10 protein-coding genes and 2 tRNA genes are annotated in these 18027 nt (G+C 61.2%); 2 read left to right on the top strand and 10 right to left on the bottom strand.

Going from position 1 to position 18027, the window contains the following annotated elements; genetic code table 11:
* Positions 1-207: 207 nt before the first annotated feature.
* Positions 208-1497, top strand: a complete 1290-nt coding sequence (locus tag ACOYNB_RS09490; protein WP_422838844.1) for an O-acetylhomoserine aminocarboxypropyltransferase/cysteine synthase family protein — start codon at positions 208-210, stop codon at positions 1495-1497.
* A gap of 161 nt (positions 1498-1658) precedes the next feature.
* Complete coding sequence (locus ACOYNB_RS09485) at positions 1659-2564, top strand: bestrophin family protein (RefSeq protein WP_422838843.1); 906 nt, start codon at positions 1659-1661, stop codon at positions 2562-2564.
* 3 nt (positions 2565-2567) lie between these two features.
* Here ACOYNB_RS09485 and recD read toward each other — a convergent pair whose 3' ends face one another.
* The 10 genes from recD to uvrC form a co-directional block, all read right to left on the bottom strand.
* Positions 2568-4565 (bottom strand): exodeoxyribonuclease V subunit alpha, encoded by a 1998-nt coding sequence (gene recD / locus ACOYNB_RS09480; RefSeq protein WP_422838842.1) that lies wholly within the window; start codon positions 4563-4565, stop codon positions 2568-2570.
* Positions 4562-8251 carry an exodeoxyribonuclease V subunit beta gene (gene recB, locus ACOYNB_RS09475; protein WP_422838841.1) on the bottom strand — a complete coding sequence of 1230 codons (3690 nt, stop codon included), beginning with the start codon at positions 8249-8251 and terminating at the stop codon, positions 4562-4564. Before recB ends, recD begins: the two co-directional genes overlap by 4 nt.
* Positions 8248-11706: an exodeoxyribonuclease V subunit gamma gene (gene recC, locus ACOYNB_RS09470; RefSeq protein WP_422838840.1), complete on the bottom strand. Its 3459-nt coding sequence runs from the start codon at positions 11704-11706 to the stop codon at positions 8248-8250. Before recC ends, recB begins: the two co-directional genes overlap by 4 nt.
* Before the next feature lie 188 nt (positions 11707-11894).
* Positions 11895-11970, bottom strand: a tRNA-His gene (locus tag ACOYNB_RS09465).
* A 39-nt stretch (positions 11971-12009) separates the two neighbouring features.
* Positions 12010-13947, bottom strand: coding sequence for a peptidylprolyl isomerase (locus ACOYNB_RS09460; RefSeq protein WP_422838839.1), 1938 nt, complete (start codon positions 13945-13947; stop codon positions 12010-12012).
* A gap of 297 nt (positions 13948-14244) precedes the next feature.
* Positions 14245-14320 (bottom strand) — tRNA-Val (locus tag ACOYNB_RS09455).
* 23 nt (positions 14321-14343) lie between these two features.
* Positions 14344-14616, bottom strand: a complete 273-nt coding sequence (locus ACOYNB_RS09450) for an HU family DNA-binding protein (RefSeq protein ID WP_422838838.1) — start codon at positions 14614-14616, stop codon at positions 14344-14346.
* A 187-nt stretch (positions 14617-14803) separates the two neighbouring features.
* Positions 14804-15370 carry a CDP-diacylglycerol--glycerol-3-phosphate 3-phosphatidyltransferase gene (pgsA, locus tag ACOYNB_RS09445; protein WP_422838837.1) on the bottom strand — a complete coding sequence of 189 codons (567 nt, stop codon included), beginning with the start codon at positions 15368-15370 and terminating at the stop codon, positions 14804-14806.
* Positions 15371-15400: 30 nt separating this feature from the next.
* Positions 15401-15934, bottom strand: coding sequence for a hypothetical protein (locus ACOYNB_RS09440; protein ID WP_422838836.1), 534 nt, complete (start codon positions 15932-15934; stop codon positions 15401-15403).
* Between the two features lie 10 nt (positions 15935-15944).
* On the bottom strand, positions 15945-18014 hold the full coding sequence (gene uvrC / locus ACOYNB_RS09435; RefSeq protein WP_422838835.1) for an excinuclease ABC subunit UvrC: 2070 nt from the start codon (positions 18012-18014) through the stop codon (positions 15945-15947).
* Between the last annotated feature and the right edge of the window lie 13 nt (positions 18015-18027).

Genomic DNA, 18027 nt, shown 5'->3' with positions numbered 1-18027 from the left:
CAGTCTGGCGACAACGAACCTGAGCCACTTTCAGTTTAGGTCGCCGCTTTGTGTACAGTGCGCTGGTTTCTACCGAGTCAGCTTCGCCACGTGTGAACCTTCATGCGCTTATGTCATGAGGCACGGCAAATAACGAGCTTGAACTGCATGAGCGACTGCGCTTAAGCTGCTGACTTTCTTACACAACACCTGCACCAGGAGACTCGCATGAGTGATTCCAACTGGAAGTTTGAGACCCTGTCGGTTCATGCCGGCTACAGCCCTGATCCCACCACCAAGTCGGTGGCAGTGCCCATCTACCAAACCGTCGCCTACGCTTTCGACAGCGCCCAGCACGGTGCGGACCTGTTTGACCTGAAGGTGCCAGGCAACATCTACACCCGCATCATGAACCCCACGCAAAGCGTGCTGGAAGCCCGTGTGGCCGCCCTGGAAGGCGGTATCGGAGCGCTGGCGCTGGCATCGGGTCAAGCGGCCATCACGTACGCCATTCAGACGATTGCCGAAGCTGGTGACAACATCGTGTCGTCGACCGCCCTGTACGGCGGCACCTTCAACCTGCTGGCTCACACGCTGCCTCAGTACGGCATCACCACCCGGTTTGCCGATCACCGCAGCCCCGAGAGCTTCGAGGCGCTGATCGACGAGCGCACCAAGGCCATCTATGTCGAGTCGCTGGGCAACCCAGCCGGCAACGTGACCGACATCGCCAAGATCGCTGAAATTGCGCACCGCAACGGCGTACCACTGATCGTGGACAACACCGTGCCGTCACCTTACCTGTGCCGCCCCATCGAACACGGTGCGGACATCGTGGTGCAGTCGCTGACCAAGTACATGGGCGGTCACGGCAACAGCCTGGGTGGCGCCATCATCGACTCGGGCAAGTTCCCGTGGGCCGAGCACAAAGCACGCTTCAAGCGCCTGAACGAGCCTGATCCTTCGTACCACGGCGTGGTGTACACCGAAGCGCTGGGCGCCGCGGCCTACATCGGTCGTGCCCGCGTGGTACCCCTGCGTAACACGGGTGCCGCCATTTCGCCCTTCAACTCCTTCCTGATCCTGCAAGGCATCGAAACGCTGGGCCTGCGCATGGACCGCATCAGCAGCAACACGCTGAAGGTGGCCGAGTTCCTGAAGGCCCACCCCAACGTGAAGTGGGTGAACTACGCTGGCCTGCCAGACCATCCTGACCACGCACTGGTGCAAAAGTACCTGTCAGGCCAGGCCTCGGGCTTGCTGACCTTCGGTGTACCCGGCGGCCGTGAAGGCGGTGCCCGCTTCCTCGACGCACTCAAGCTCTTCACCCGTCTGGTCAACATCGGCGACGTGCGCTCGCTGGCCACCCACCCAGCATCCACCACGCACCGTCAGCTGTCGCCCGAAGAACTGGCCAAGGCCGGTGTGACGGAAGACACCGTCCGTCTGTGCGTGGGCATCGAACACATCGATGACCTGTTGGCTGATCTGAGCCAGGCACTGGACGCGGCCAAGTAAGCAAACGTACTGGGGTGTCTCGCCCACAGTCCAAGCCCGGCTCTGCGAGTCGGGCTTTTTTGTTGCAAGATGGGCCCATCAGAGCCTCACTGGTTCGCTGGGTCGGCGCCTCGGTGACACAATGAGCGCCCCTTTCGACCCGCTCCCTAAAAAGGTGACTTGTGATTGTTCGCCCCCGCCCCAACTGGCTCTTCATGCTCTTTGTGTGGCGCGGCTCCATCATTCACAAGATCGTGCCGCAGTTGCTGGTCACCACCCTGATCTCCATCCTGGTGGTGATCTTTCACGGTGAATTGCTGCACTGGAAAGTCACCCTCACCGCCGTGCCATTTTCTTTGGTGGGCGTGGCGCTGGCCATCTTTTTGGGCTTTCGCAACAGTGCCAGTTATGACCGCTACTGGGAAGCGCGCAAGCTATGGGGCAAGCTGCTGACCGACAGCCGCAATGCGTGTCGGCAGTACATCACGTTCGGTGGCAACGAACCGCGCACCTTCGTCTTGGGGCTGGCCGCATTTGTACACGCCACACGTCACCAACTGCGCAACACTGATGCCCGAGCGGACATGGCACGATTGCTGCCCGACGCCGTGGTGGCCGATCTGGCGCACCGTCGCAATCCACCGCTGCGGATTCTGATGTGGTTGTCCGACCTGGTTCGGCAAGAGCGGGATGCCGGCCGCATTTCGTCCATGCTGGCCACACAACTGGACAACTCGCTGAACGGCTTGAACGACGCTTACGGTGGCTGCGAGCGCATTGCTTACACGCCCCTGCCCTTCACCTACTCGGTGATCCTGCACCGCACGGTGTACATGTACTGCCTGATGCTGCCCTTCGGCCTGCTGGATTCCATCGGCATCATGACGCCCCTGATGGTGGCCTTCGTGGCCTACACCTTCTTCGCCATCGAGGCACTCAGTGACGAAATCGAAGAGCCCTTCGGCACCATGCCCAACGACCTGGCCCTAGGGGCCATGGCCATCGGCATTGAAAGCGCGGTGCTGGAGATGCTGGGAGACCGCGATCTGCCCACCCTGCCCCAGCCGGTCGATCACATTCTGAATTGACGCTCAAGGGGGCATGCTGGTGCTCGCATCCAGCATGGTGATCAAGCCGCTGGCACGACGCGTGGGGCGTTGAATCGCATCAGCCCAGGTTTCGGTGTTGGCCGACACGAGCGTGAACGCGGTTTTCGCCCGCGTGATGCCGGTGTAAATCAATTCGCGCTGCAACATGCCTTGCCCATAGGGTGGCAGCACCAGCACGGTGTGTGCGAACTCGGAGCCCTGGCTCTTGTGGACCGTCATGGCAAACGCCGTCTCCACATGGGCCATGCGACTGACACTGACCGAGCGCAGCTCCGGTCCATCCATGAAGTAAGCACGCAGCGTGCCCCCACGATGTGCCGGGCGCAAGGCAATGCCGATGTCACCATTGAACACGCCCAGCACCGGATCGTTGCGGGTGACCATGACCGGGCGCCCCTCAAACCACTCGCCCGACACCCTCAGCAAGCCAGCCTGAACCAGCGCGGTCTGCACCGCACGGTTCAAGCCTGCCACACCCCACTCGCCTTCGCGCACCGCACACAACAGGCGGAAACGATCGAAGGCTGTCAGCACGCGCCGCACCCACAGCGCATGAGCGTCGACATCGCCCTCGGCGGGGCGCTCGGCCATCGCTTGCAGATACTCGGCGTAGCCGCCGGGCGCTCCGTCACGCCCCGACAAGGCCAGGTCAACGATCGCATCCGGGCTATCCGACTTGATTTTGTAGACGGCCCGGGTGGCATCCCTGTCCAGCACGCGGGTGGCGTCGGCCACATGACCATCGTTCACGGTCTTGGCCAACTGACCAATCGGTCCACCAAAACGACGGCTCTTGCGCAACATCACCGTCTGCTGCGCCAACAGTGGCGCCTCACCGCTGTGGTCCTGGTAGATCAGTTCCAGCTCTTGGCCGGCCACACGGCGGGCATAGGCCAGCGTTTCGGGGCTGTAGCGACCATCGCGCGCATCCCGGCACAAATCCCCCAGCACCGCGCCGGCTTCCACCGAGGCCAACTGGTCCTTGTCCCCCAGAAAGACGATGCGCGCCTGCTGTGGCAAGGCATCCAGCAAGGCTGCCATCATTTCCAGGTGAATCATCGAGGCCTCGTCCACGATCAGCACATCCACATCCAGCGGATGCGAGGCATCGTGACGAAAGCGCCGGGTATCGGGTCGAGCCCCCAGCAAGGCGTGCAGGGTTCGGGCTGCGCCCATACGCTGAATGAGGATGTCCAGTTCAATCTGGTCTCCCAAGGCGCGCTGCAGGTCTTCCAGCGAAGCATCAATCGACTGCTTGAGGCGAGCCGCCGCCTTGCCAGTGGGAGCCGCCAAGGCCACACGCAGTGGCCCCGCTTCAGATCCCATGGCAAACAACAAGGCCAACAGACGCGCAGCCGTGTACGTCTTGCCCGTACCAGGCCCCCCGGTGATCACGGTCAATTGTGCGCGCAGAGCCACGGCACACGCCAGTTTCTGCCAATCCGTTTCGGCCTCCTCGGCAGGCGCGGCGTCGCCATGCGGGAACAAAAGGTCCAGCAGGGACTGGGCCTTGGCTTCGTCAACCGGCAAGCGCTCGCCCACCCGTTGGCGGAGTTGGGCCGCCACACGCCGCTCATACAACCAGTAGCGGCGCAAATAGAGCAAGGGATCGTCCTCAGTACCGCCCAACACCAAGGGCTGTCCGGCATCGACCTGATCGGCCTCGCGCACGATCGTGGATGACGTGAGTGCCGTCAACCACGCGTCGAGGCTGGCTGGCAAGGTGGGCCACAGTTGAGACAACTCGGCCGCAAAGTCGTCTGGGGCCATGAGCAGGGCATGAGGTGCCGCCACCAACTGCTTCAAAGGCAGACAGGTGTGGCCGCGCCCTTCCATTTGCGACAGCACGGCCGACGCCATGAGCAGCGCCGGGGTGGCCTGCGGGCACAGGGTCAGGCAGAAGCGGGCCAGGGCCGCATCCAGACGACGAATCCAGCACTTGTCAGCCCACTGGTCCAGGGTGTCACACAACGTGCTCATGCTTGTTCCTCTTCCATGCTGAGCAAATCATCTAGCGCGTCCAGCAAGGGCCAGACCGGCGGCATCACATAGCTGCCACGCTCTGGCCCGTCAATGCCGCGCAAAAACACGTACACGGCGCCGCCCAAGTGCTGCGTGGGCTCGTAAGCATCGCCCAACCGCACGCGCAGCAGGCGATGCAGAGCCAGCAGGTAGATGGCCGCTTGCACGTCGTATCGGTGCACGGCCATGGCCTCTTCCATTGCGGCATGGGTGTAGGCTGCACCGCTGTCCCCCAGATGGTTGGACTTGTAGTCGAGCACCCAATAACGCCCCTCGTGCTCGAACACCAGGTCAGCAAAGCCCATCAACATGCCATGCAATTCGCGCTCGGGCAGATCGGGACGCGCCCGACCATGCAAGAGGTGCGCTTGGCACAAGCCGTCAATCTCCTGCGCACTCAAACGCTGGGCGGGCAGCCAGAACTCCATCTCTGGCAACACATGGCTGAGCGACTGTAGGCTGGCACCCACGCCACCGAGAGGCGTGCTCACCACCTGCTGCAACCAGCACCGCACGTCGTCAAACTGTTCCAGGCGACCGGCACGCTCACATTGCTTGCGCAAACGCTCCTGTGTGTCTGGGCGCGCCAAATCAAAACGCTCGGCTGACAGCCACTCCAGTTGGTCGTGCAGGAAATTGCCAGCCACTGCCCCCTTGGTGAAACGGTGCCAGGCAGGCGGCGCTCCCCCCTCGACGACCGACGCAGCACGCTCAGGGCTGGCTACGCCCTCGTCGCCCGCTTCTGCGGGCCACTCGTCATCCGCAGGGCGCACTGTGCCCACAGTTGCTGGCGACACCTGCAGTTGCCCCAAGGCACGCACCAGCGCCGAAAAACTGGCAATGGTCCAGCGGCGATCAAATGCCGCGTCGTACGCGCAGGGCGCCCCCAGCGGCAACGGCTCGTTCTCCCGCAAGAGCAGCGTCTGCCCCACCTCGTCCGGCAGGGCTTGCAATGCCATCTCCGCGTGTTCTTGGGTCAGGGCTTGCAGATTCGCCAACAAGGCTGCAGGCGACACCTGCTCCGCGCCAGCCAAGAGATAGCCCGAGGCACTCAAATGATTGCTGCACACCTCCGAACCAGACTTGCCCAAGGCAGGCAGGCCCAGCCACATGTGGTGACGGGCACGGGTCAGCGCCACGTAGAACAGGCGCAAATCTTCCCGCAAGCGATCTCGATCTGCCAGCTCTCTTACAACCGGATCCGACAGGTCCAGCACCAGTCGGCGGATGCCCTGCTCATCCAGCAAGTTCACAAACGTGGTACGTGCCGGATCAATCTGCTTGAAGCTGGCGGCAAAGGGCAAGCAGACGACGGGGTACTCCAGCCCCTTGCTCTTGTGCACGGTCACCACCTTGACCAGATCGGCATCACTTTCCAGGCGCACCACCTGCTCTTCGCCGCTGGCGCCCCCCTCTTCCATCTGGGCCACCAGCCACCGCACCAGCGCTTGCTCTCCATCCAACTGCGTGCTGGCGTTTTGCAGCAACTCGGCCAGGTGCAGATAGTTGGTCAGCTTGCGCTCGCCGCCGGTCTCAGCCAGCCAGCGCGCGGGCAAGTCCAGCTTGTGAAGGGTGTGGCGCAGCATGGTCAACACGCCCTGGTTTTGCCAGACCGCGTGCAACTCACGCAAAGTCTCGCTGCGGGCATCAAAGGCCTCGTCGTTGGCCGCCAGCCAGCCCAATTCATCCAGACTCAAGCCCACCATGCGCGTGGCCAAGGCCGCACGGGCCAGCCGAACGTCCATCGGAGACGCCACCGCACGAAGCCAGAACAGCAAGTCCCGCGCCTCGTCACTCCAGAACACCGAGTCCTTGTCAGAGAGGTAAACCGAAGCCACACCCCGACGGGTCAGTTGCCGGCGCACGGCCTCCGCCTCGTTGCGATCACGCACCAGCACCGCAATGTCAGCTGGCCGCAAACGGCGCTGCATCACGCCCTGCTCGACAAAGCCAAAGGCTTCATCGTTCAACCATTGCACGATTTGCTCGGCACACATGGCTGCATAGGGACGCAACCACGACTTGGCCGATTGCACGGTATGCAGGCCATGCACCACGGTGATGGCGGGCATTGCCGTCTCGCCATGGGCCAAGACCTCGGCGCGCCCCTTGGCCTTCACCGACTCAAACGGCAACACGCTACTGGCCTGCCCAGGCTCGCGGAACAAAAAGGCCCCACGGCCTTCACGCTGCTCGGCCTGCACGAACCAGGCATTCACGGCGGCTACCAGGGAATTCGTTGAGCGAAAGTTCGTGTCCAGCACATAGTGCCGACCTTCTGTCGCCTGCCGAGCAGCCATGTAGCTGTGAATGTCGGCCCCGCGAAACCCATAGATGGACTGCTTGGGGTCCCCAATCAAAAGCAACGCACTCGCGGCATCGTTCGTTTCGGTGCGATAGATCTGATCGAAGATGCGGTACTGCAGCGGTGAGGTGTCCTGAAACTCGTCCAGCAGTGCCACCGGGTATTGCGCCAGCACACGGTCCCGCAAGCGATGTCCATGTGGACCTGACAAGGCCGCATCCAGTCGGTGCAGCATGTCGGCAAAACCAAAGGTGCCCGCCTGCTGCTTGAGTTGCGCCAGTCGGCGCCCCACACATGCGGCCGCATGCAGTCGCACGGGCACACTGATCTTGGGCAAGGTGTCCAGGTCGGCCAGCAGGCGTTCAAACGCGTCAAAGTCTTCAGGCAGACGCAGGCTGCCGAGGTCGCCCTTGAACGCCTCCATCAGGCCTTCCGGAGTCAGGCGATGGCAAGCCGCCTCCGTCAGATCCAGCACCTCCAGATCCGCTTGCTCGGCCCATGCACGCAAGGTGGCCAACCAGCCCCGATAGTTGGCGCTGGACAGCTTGCGACGATCCCAATCGCAGACCTTGGGCGCCGTTTGCTCATCCAGCCACAGCAGCATGGCGTCGGCTCGCGCCACCCAACCAGCCTTCACATCGGCAAGATGCCGAGCGCGCAACGCCTGTTGGGTGGCGACCACGTCACTCAACGGCCCGCCGCCAATGTCCTCGCCCACCACCTGTTCGTGCAGGCGCGACACATCGCTCACCAGCTCATCCACCCCCGACCAGATTTTCAGCACCTCGGTCAGTTGCGCCTCGCTCAAGGGGTAGCAATGCTGACGCCAATAATCCTGCGCGGCCTCGACCAACAGGGTTTGCGCATCGGGCTCCAGCGTTTCTTCAAACAGGCACCCGCTGTCAAAGGCGTGCTCACGCAGCATGCGCTGGCACCAGGCGTCAATGGTGTGAACCGACGCTTCGTCCATGCCCTCGGCCGCCAACGACAAGCGCCAAGCAGCCTGACTACGTTGCGACTCATCCGGATAGGCCGCCAGCAAGGCCTGCAACATGGAGTCATAGCCACCCACTTGCGGCTCACCACGGAAACATCGGGCCGCCTCAATCAGCCGCGCACGAATGCGGTCCGACAACTCTCGGGTAGCAGCACGGGTGAAGGTCATCACCAAGATGTCTGCCGGCAACAGCGGGCGACTAAAACCATCCGAACCACCATGCCCCAGCACCAGGCGCACATACAAGGCGGCAATGGTCCAGGTCTTGCCCGTGCCCGCACTGGCTTCAATCAGTCGGCTGCCCCACAAGGGAAAGCTCAAAGGATGCAGGGGCTGGCTCATGCGGCCTCCTCATGCAAGATCACAGTCACATGTTCCTTGGCCCAAGCATCCACACGTCCCCACAGGTCGTTCGCCAGGGTCTCAAAGCGACCATCGACGCCCAGCGCTTCAAAGTCAGGAAAGACACGGGACCAGCAAGGGTCAGCAACGTCGGCTTGCATCCTGAACCCACCTTCATACGTCGCTTCGGCATCTTCGTTGAGCACACAAGCCACCCCGGTGCGCATCGGCAGGGGCAAGGGGGCATTCATGCCCTCGCGCCACAAACGCAAGATCACATCCAGCGCTTCACGTGCATGCTCGACAGACATGGCCTCGCACACCAGCGTGGCGTCATTGCCCACCAGAATGCCGCTTACTGGCACCTGGCAGTTCACTGCCGCGACCATGCGCAGCCACGCCAGTCGCAACTTGTCCAGACGAGGTGACGGCGGACCCTTCTTGGTCGCCTTGCCCTTAGTGAGCTTGCTGGCCGACAACTCCAGCCACACCGCAACGGCGTCGCCCTCGTCGGCACAGCGCAATTGATCCAGCCAGTCCTGCACCACCAGACCGTAGCCCGCCAGTTGCACCAGTCGTCGCTGCGTGCGGTGCGGGTACGCGGCCAATTGCTGGCGCCAGGCACGCAGGAGCGGCAACACGGTCTGCGCCAGCGCTTGCCGGGTCCACACACCCAACGCCCCCATGGGCAAACGCCCAGCTCGTCCCAGGCGCGCCAATCGCGCGTCCAGTTGTGTCACGAGGTCTTCTGTGGCGTCGGCATCGTTCAGATCGGACAGCACCTCGTCCATCAACTGCGCGACCAACTGGTGCTCCTCCAAACCGGCCAGCCCAAACGACTCTTCGTCTTCCGGCTCAGCGTCGGGTGCATCAAACACCACATTGAGCCGCTGCCGGAAAAACACCTGCACCGGATGCCGCATGAACTGCGCCAACTGTCCCAGCGTCAACGGCACGTGTGGATCAGGCTCATACGGGGGCAAGGCAGGCGCCGCCGTCGCAGCCACGCCCATCTCATCGCTGCCATGCGCCGCACGCCACTCACGGGCATGCGTGATCAGTGGCGACCCCTGCTCGAAATAGCGGCGACTGAATGGCTGCAATGGGTGCTCGGTCGTGCGCGCAGCCACCACGGTCGCGCCCCAGCCTGAAGCCAGATAGTCCCGCAACTGAGACACCAGCACCGAGGGGGGCTGCTCGCTGTTGTCGCGCACACTGCGGCCCGTCCAGCTCACATACAGCCCCCGTCGAGCCGACAACAAGGCCTCCAGCATCAACTGACGGTCATCGTCTCGCCGCGAGCGGTCTCCCGGTCGATTGGTACCGGGCTGCATCATCAAATCAAAGTCCGCGCGGGTGGCACGGCGAGGGTAATCGCCATCGTTCATGCCCAGCAGGCACACCACCTCAAACGGAATCGCCCGCATCGGCATCAAGGTGCAGAAGGTCACGCCCCCCGCCTTGAAACGCTTGTTGACCGTGGGCTCATTCAGCGCCGACAGCCATGCCTCCCGGGCCACAGGCAAGGGCACCGGCTCGTCAAACCCTGCCTGTCCGCACGCATCCAGCCACCCCCGCAGGGCATCATCCAGTGCGGACAGAATCAAGCGATCGGCATCGTCCTGCGGGGACACCATGTCCGCCAGCAAGGCTCGGCCCCGCTCGGCCCAGACCGTGGGCGTGGCCGGCTCCGACAGCACCTCATTCCAACGTGACAAGCGGCTCAACAAGCTGGCCAGCGATCCGACCAGTTCGGCTTCCAGTCCACCAATCTCGTCGTACGCCTCCATGCCCTCAAACTGCCCCTCCCCTGCGGCATAGCCCAGGAGCATGCGGTGCAGGCCAAACCAGCTGGTGTTTTGGTCCCCGCACGCGTCCAACCCCAGGTGAGCTCGGTGTGTTTCGTCCAGCCCCCAGCGAATGCCCGCCCCCGCCATCCAATGGGTCAAGCGAGGCAACGCATCGGCGCTGATGCCAAAGTGCGCGGCGATGGCCGGCACGTCCAGCAGATCGCGCAACTCACTAAAACGACACCGCTGCATGGGCAGGCGCAACAGCCACTCCAATGCCACCACCAGGGGGCTGCTGGTGCGTGCGCTCAAATCGGCAATGTCAAACGGGATGAACCGGGGATCGTGCCGCCCATATTGACCGAACACCGCCCGGATCGCCGGCGCAGCCTGATCAATGTCAGGCACCATGACCACCACATCCCGAGGCTGCACCGCCCCCCCACGGCCCGCCGTGTCCGCAAACAACTGCAACAGCTGGTCGTGCAACACCTCCACCTCGCGCAGCAGACTGTGCGCCACATGGAACACGATGGAGCGATCGTCATCCGGCACGCGCACCGACGCATGCTCGTTCATCGGCACCAGATCGCGAATGCGTTGCTGCACCTGCGTCAGCAGCGGCCCATCGTCTTGTTCACCCTCGTCAAACAGGTCCACACGCGGCAAGGCAAACCGGGTTTGAGCGGCCCGTACATCGTCAAACTCATCGAGTTGACGCACAAAATCTCGGCTCTGACGCCCCCACGATGCGAGCAAGGGGTTCGCATGGGCATGCATGTGATCCAGCGGCAAGGCGGACAGGTTCACTCCGTTTTTCCAGCCATGCCGGCGTCGTGCAATGCCGCGCAACAGTTCCCGCCCATCCATGATGTCGGCCCAGTGATGGCGACAAGGATTGGGCACGGCCATCAGCACCTGGCTGCGCTCGCCCAAAGCCGCCAGCAATTGCAAGGTGGTCAGGGGAATGCTGGTCATGCCAAACACCACCACGCGCCGTGCCACCGGCGACACCGTGACAGCCCCGGAACTCAAGGCCTGCAACACCTGTTGATGCACTTTGGGGCGGATGCTCGCCACCTCTTGCGGTGCCAAGGTAGCCACAATGGCCCGCCACAACATGGGTTGCCAGCGTTGATCGGCCGACAGGGGCGCCGAGGGACGCCCCGGGTTGAGCAAGACATCGTCCCCCTGCGCCCACGCGTCCAGCCAATCCGGCCGATACACCTGGTACTGATCAAACAAGTCAGCCAGTCGGGATGCCAACTGAAACAGGCGATCGGGTTCATCGCCGACCAGAAAGCCCGCCACAGGCTCAAAGCCTTCTTGCTGGATCAGACTCGGCAACAAGCTCATGAGACGCCAAGTCATCGGCGCCTTGTCGGTAGCGCACTGCGATGGCACCGCATCACGCCCCAACACCTGCCGATACGTGCGCCACAGAAAACGAGCAGGCAACTCCACCCGCATGGCGGCACACACGCCCCCAGCTTGCGCCAGCGTCATCTTGAGCCACTCAGCCATGCCGGCGCTTTGCACCAGGATGACCTCTTCTTCCAGTGGAGCCAAAGGATGACGCTGCAGCCACGCCAGAACGGCGTCGGCCAATTGCTCTGATCGATTCCCGTGGATGGCGAGCAAGCCTGGCTGAATCTCAGTACGCATGGATATGTGCATAGATGACGTCAACGGCATCATCGCCGACCAAGGGCTCATGGGATGAGCCGATCAAAAGACAGAACCTCAAGCGGCTAAGTCGTATGGTCAGCACAACACATCACGCACTGGCCACAGTGGATCGCACAAAGCAAAACGCCGACAGGTGCAGGACCTGTCGGCGTTTACTTAAGCGGTGGGGTGGCTGATGGGACTCGAACCCACGACAACCAGAATCACAATCTGGGACTCTACCAACTGAGCTACAGCCACCGCAGAACAGAAATAAATTATAGCGTGCTTTTCAGCGTTTTACTGGTTCGCCGAAGATTTTGTTGTTTCTTTCGACTTGTCCATCAACTTCTTACCTTCGTTGAGGAACTGAACCTTGTACTCACGCTTGAGTGCACGGTAATAAGCATCGGCTTCCGCCCTTGCCCAGTACCCGCCGAATTGTGCCTCAGTTTCCTGCAGTTCCTGAGGACTGATCTGCAATGGCACGATCTTGTTCACTTTGACCAACGCCGCACCTTCAGCCCCCAGGTCAACCACCGTCCACGCTGGCAATTGCTTTTCAGGCACGCGCAAGACCGCATCCAGCACGGCAGGCGGTTGTGCCATCACCGTGCGGCGAGACATCTGAACTGCTGCAGGCATTTGCGCAGATTCAGGAGACTTCTTCCAAGTTGCCATTTTCTGCTCAGCATCAGCACGAGCAGCCTTCAAAGCTTCAGCCTTGACCCAGTTATCACGCAACACGCTGCGCGCTTGATCAAAGGGCATCACGGCTGCAGGGTTGTACTTCACGATGCGAGCCGACACCAAACGGTTGGGTGCAATTTCAACAGCCTCGGTATTACGGCCCTTGCTGCGGTTGTTCTCATCAAACAACGCATTCAACAGACGAACATTCGACAAAGCACCTTGATCCTTGGCGCCAGGCTGATGCAGCACATCGTTCATCGACTGAACGGTGAGCTTCAGTTCATCCGCCACGGGCTTCAAGCTGTCAGATTGTTCATACACCGCATTGGTGAACTTTTCTGCCGCTTCGGCATATTGGCGCTGTGCCAACTGCTTGCGTGCATCCTCTTCAAGCTGCGCACGCACCGCTTCAAAAGGTTGGGCCAAGCCACCGCGAACCGCAGTCAGTTGAATGATGTGGAAGCCAAACTCACTCTCCACCAAGTCACTGATCTGACCGGTCTTCATCGAGAAAGCAGCATCCTCAAATGACTTGACCATGGCGCCACGGCCGAAGAAATCCAGATCGCCACCGCTTGCAGCGGAACCGGGGTCATCCGAGTTCTTTCGTGCCAGCTCGGCAAAAGCCGCTGGATTCTTCTTCAGTTGCACCAACAGTTGCTCGGCCTTGGCACGTGCAGCCTTCTTCTCGTCAGCCGTCGCACTCTTCTCGGCCTTGATCAAGATATGGCTGGCGCGGCGCTCTTCAGGCGTAGTGAAGCGAGTCTTGTTCTCTTCATACGAGCGGCGAAGATCGTCTTCCGACACGGAAACACGCTGTTTGAGCGCCTCAATGTCCAACACAACGTACTGCACGTCGGCCTTTTCAGGCGTCTTCAGCCAAGCCTGATTGGCCGGGTCCTTGTAGTAGGCCTGCAGCTGCTCTGCGGTAGGTTCCAGCTTGGCTGCGTAAGTTTTGGGCTCGAACTTCATCCACTGAACATCACGCACCTGAAACAGCGCATCCACGGCCTGACGGTTCGCCAGGCTCGACGATTGGGCACTCACCAGAACGCCGTTGAGCACTTGGTTCACGGTGATTTCTTCACGCAACATCGATTCGAGCTGGACAGGCGTCATACCGCGAGCCTCGATCAATGCTTTGTTCAGCGAGCCGTCCGGGTTGCGCAACGCCGCGTATTTGGGATCAGAAACGAAAAAGCGCTGAACGCGTGCCGTTGGGGCTGCCAAATGCTGATCGCGAGAGGCTGCCGTCAACACGTATTCACGAACCAAGGCATCCAGCGACTGCAGCTTCAACTCAGGCTTGTCCAGCAGGCTGATGTCCAAGTCAGGCTGCTGCGCGCGAGCGCGCTCCACCACATTGCGATGAGCGGCATCCCACTCCTGCTGCGTCACCTTCTGCTTGCCAACCTTGGCAACCGTACCCGTGTCATCACCGAACTTTGAATAGCCCTGAATGCCGAACACGACGAATGACGGCAAGATCAGCAAGATCAGGATGAGCTGGAGAATGCGAGTGTGTTTGCGAACGAAATCAAACATGACTGTTGGCCGGCTGGAAACCGACCTGCTTGGCATTGATCAGTCGCGACGCCCGTGCCTTCTGTGTAGACAACACAAAGGCGAACCGAAGTTCGCCTTGCATGACTACCCGAGGAACGCCAGCTATCGCGACAAATATGGATCACCAATGTTAATGCATGGATGGGGTCATCCTCCCTGCAACAAACACGGAGTATTCGGCGCGCCATGCAGGAACTCAGCCCGATGAAAGCCAGCACGCGCAAACAAAAAAAGCACCACGGAAACCGAGGTGCTTTCAATGAAAAGGATTGATGGTGGTGGGTGCTGAGGGGCTCGAACCCCCGACCTACGCCTTGTAAGGGCGCCGCTCTACCAACTGAGCTAAGCACCCATCAATCAAGAAGCGGGAGTATATCAGTTCACCGCATCCTTCAGTGCCTTGCCTGGGCGGAACTTAGGCACCTTGGCCTTCTTGATCTTGATTTCCTCGCCTGTGCGTGGGTTGCGCCCAACACGCGCAGGACGCGTGCTCACCGCAAAGGTACCAAACCCCAGCAAAGACACGCTTTCACCCTTCTTGAGCGAAGCTGTCACGCCACCCACCACGGCTTCCAGCGCACGAGCAGCGGCGGCTTTGGAAATATCTGCTTGCTGAGCAATGTGCTCAATCAACTCGGACTTGTTCACTACGACTCCCCTCAGAGGCGAATGCCCGCATCACTGAGCGACAAACGCCAAGCAACAACACCCCACCCCACCGTCTGTGGAATGGCGCCTTGAATTCTAGGGGGAATATCCGCGGGGGCTTCTGATTCAGGTCAGCGGAGATCCGCGCCTTGACAGCCATCAAAACAGATCACCCCGTCACGCAACCTTAGCGTGCCTTGGCTCGGATATCTGGCAGTGACTTCTTCAGGTAGTAGGCCATAGACCAGATGGTCAACGCGCAGGCTACGTAGATCAGCCATGTCCCCAACATGTGACAGTCGATCACACCCCAAAGCTTGCCATCAAACAGCAGCAAAACAATTGCAGCCATTTGAGCAGCCGTCTTCAACTTGCCAAGCATGTGGACCGCCACGCTGCGCGACGCGCCGATTTGCGCCATCCACTCACGCAAAGCAGAGATGGCAATTTCACGCCCGATGATGATGAGCGCAATCAGCGCCGTCACCCGCCCCAACTCCAGCAGCACCAACAGCGAAGCGCTCACCAGAAACTTGTCAGCGACCGGATCGAGGAAGGCGCCAAACGACGACGTTTGATTGAGACGACGAGCCAACCAGCCATCCAGCCAATCGGTCAACGCGACCACAATGAACAACACGCTGGCGGTCAGATTGACTTCAGCAATGGGCCAGGGCAGATAGAAGACACCCACGATCAGCGGAATCGCAACGATCCGCGCCCAGGTGAGCAATGTGGGCAAAGTTAGAAACATGCCGCCATTGTGCCGTGAAGTTGTGCCACGTTAACGCTTGTCCAGCGTCATGGGCTTGAACTTTCTGTCATCGTTGAACAAGAAAGTCTCGTTGAACTTCCAAGGCTTCGGCAGATGTGAGACGTTACCGAAGGGCGCTGCGCGCCGGATGGCCTGAATGGCCAGGTTCACGGTGTCCCGCGCCTGGCTGGGATAGCGCATGACCGAGATGTCCCGGATGCTCCCGTCACCATTGAGCTCGATGGTCATGACCGGGATCGCCAACAAGATGTCCGGCGTTTTCGACATGTAAGTCATGTCGGGGTTGGCGGCAAGCATGCGGCGAGCTGCCTGCTGTCGCGCATCTGCCCACGTTCTGGGCGTCTCGGGTGGCGGCAACTTCACGCCACCAGCACCACCCGCCTTGCCGGACGAGGTGGCCGGCGCAGGCGCCGACTTGCCCGCCGGAGCACCTTTGTCGTCAGACTTCTCAATGCCGGGCAGGACACCGCACCCGGACAGAAACAACGCGACGCTCGTGGCGGCACCCAGCAGCCAGGCAGGAATATTGGCTTTACGTGTCATGCGCCTATTGTTATCGCAAGGCACGGTAAATTTCTTCGGCCAGATCATGGGAGATGCCCTCAACACTGGCCAACTCGTCCACGCTGGCCTGCGCCACGCCCCTGACCCCACCAAAGCGTTGCAGCAGCTTGGCACGCCGCTTGGGGCCGACACCGGGAATGTCTTCCAGACGGCTACCACTCGTGCGCACGCTGGCCCGCTTGGCACGCATGCCCGTGATGGCAAAGCGGTGCGCTTCGTCCCGAATTTGCGCCACCAGCATCAGTGCCGCCGAGCTTGGGGGCAATTGCATCTTGGGGCGGCCATCGGCAAACACCAACTCCTCCAGCCCCACCTTGCGACCTTCGCCTTTTTCCACCCCCACGATGCTGGACAAGGGCAAGCCCTGCGCCATAAACACCTCGCGGGCCATGGCCACCTGCCCCTTGCCGCCATCAATCAGCACGATATCTGGCAAACGCGCGGCTTTCAGTCCTGTCGCGCTGTAACGCCGCTCCAAGGCCTGCTTCATGGCCGCATAGTCATCACCCGGCGTGATGCTGTTGATGTTGTAGCGACGGTATTGCGAGGGCTGCATCTTGTGCCCCTCGTACACCACGCACGATGCCTGGGTCGCCTCCCCTGCGGTGTGGCTGATGTCAAAGCACTCGATGCGCAAACCCGCCAATGGATCGTGGCAAACGGTTGGCGCCTTATTGGCTGCCCCCACGACGACCTCTGCCGCATCACTGCTTTCGCCATCAGACGACGCATTGGACTCCAGCCCCGCCTCACGCGCATCCAGGTCCAGATCGAGTTCCAAGGCATCGACCAAGGCACGCGTTCTGGCCTGTTGAGACCCTTCCTCGCTCAGCAAACGAGCGAGCGACAAATCGGCACCCTTGATGGCCATTTCCAACCAGACCCGGCGCTGCTCACGCGGCTGATGCACCACGGTAATCTTGCGCCCTGCCTGATCCCCCAGCGCCTGAATCAACTCCGGGCTTACCGCGTGACTCAGGAGCAACAACGCCGGCACGCTGCCACCCAGGTAATGTTGGGCCAGGAACGCCTCCAGCACGCGCACTTCGGTCGACTGAGTCATCTCTTCGGCGCTCAAGGGCACGGGCGGCTGAGCCGTTTCGGGCGGCTCGGCATCATCCGGCGCCAAAACATGGTCCTGCACATGGACCGGGAAATGAGCCCTGTCGCCCAAGTGGCGACCACCCCGCACCATGGCCAAGTTGACACACGCCCGCCCGCCATTCACCTTCACAGCCAGCACGTCCACGTCCTTGTCCATCACGGTGTCCACCGACTGCTGATGCAGTACTGTGGACAAGGCCGAGATCTGATTACGAATCTCGGCCGCCTTCTCGTACTCCAGCCGCTCGGCATAGTCCATCATGCGCGACTGCAAGTCGGCCATCACGGCCTCAGGTTCGCCCAGCAAAAAGCGCTCGGCCTGCGCTACGTCACCTCGGTACGCTTCTTCGCTGATCAACCCCACGCAAGGGCCGCTGCACCGCTTGATCTGGAACAGCAGACAGGGTCGCGTGCGGTGGTTGTAGACCGAATCCTCACAGGTGCGGATCTGGAAAACCTTCTGCAGCAACTGAATGGTTTCCTTGACGGCCCAGGCATTCGGGAACGGTCCGAAGTAGCGGTGCTTGCGATCCACCGCCCCACGGTAATACGCCATGCGAGGGAACGCATGCGACGCGATTTTCAAATACGGGTAGCTCTTGTCATCGCGAAACAAGATGTTGAATCGCGGGTTGAGCGTCTTGATCAGGTTGTTTTCCAGTAGCAAGGCTTCGGCCTCACTGCGCACCACCGTCGTTTCCATGCGGTGAATCTTGGTCACCATGTGACCAATGCGCGTGCCACCATGATTGCGATGGAAGTAGCTGGACACCCGCCGCTTCAGGTCGCGCGCCTTACCCACGTAAAGCACCTGCCCCTGCGCATCAAAGTACCGATAGACCCCCGGCAAGGCGGGCAGACTGGCCACTTCTTGCAGCAAGCGGGCCCAAACCGCCTCGCGATCGGGCAATGTGGGCGCGGTTTCAGGATCGTGATCTGGACAGGTCTCGCTCATGGGCTGAATTGTG

It is taken from the genome of Aquabacterium sp., assembly GCF_049317225.1.
Lineage (GTDB): Bacteria > Pseudomonadota > Gammaproteobacteria > Burkholderiales > Burkholderiaceae_C > Aquabacterium.
The sequence above is the reverse complement of the archived record's forward strand: the minus strand, read 5'-3'. Positions and strand labels throughout refer to the sequence as shown.

What these genes read in the sequence shown, in the direction of transcription:
- ACOYNB_RS09490 (WP_422838844.1), top strand. Translation starts at nt 208, where the DNA reads ATGAGTGATTCCAACTGGAAGTTTGAGACCCTGTCGGTTCATGCCGGC.
- recD (WP_422838842.1), bottom strand. Translation starts at nt 4,565, where the DNA reads ATGAGCACGTTGTGTGACACCCTGGACCAGTGGGCTGACAAGTGCTGG.
- recB (WP_422838841.1), bottom strand. Translation starts at nt 8,251, where the DNA reads ATGAGCCAGCCCCTGCATCCTTTGAGCTTTCCCTTGTGGGGCAGCCGA.
- recC (WP_422838840.1), bottom strand. Translation starts at nt 11,706, where the DNA reads ATGCGTACTGAGATTCAGCCAGGCTTGCTCGCCATCCACGGGAATCGA.
- ACOYNB_RS09460 (WP_422838839.1), bottom strand. Translation starts at nt 13,947, where the DNA reads ATGTTTGATTTCGTTCGCAAACACACTCGCATTCTCCAGCTCATCCTG.
- pgsA (WP_422838837.1), bottom strand. Translation starts at nt 15,370, where the DNA reads ATGTTTCTAACTTTGCCCACATTGCTCACCTGGGCGCGGATCGTTGCG.
- ACOYNB_RS09440 (WP_422838836.1), bottom strand. Translation starts at nt 15,934, where the DNA reads ATGACACGTAAAGCCAATATTCCTGCCTGGCTGCTGGGTGCCGCCACG.
- uvrC (WP_422838835.1), bottom strand. Translation starts at nt 18,014, where the DNA reads ATGAGCGAGACCTGTCCAGATCACGATCCTGAAACCGCGCCCACATTG.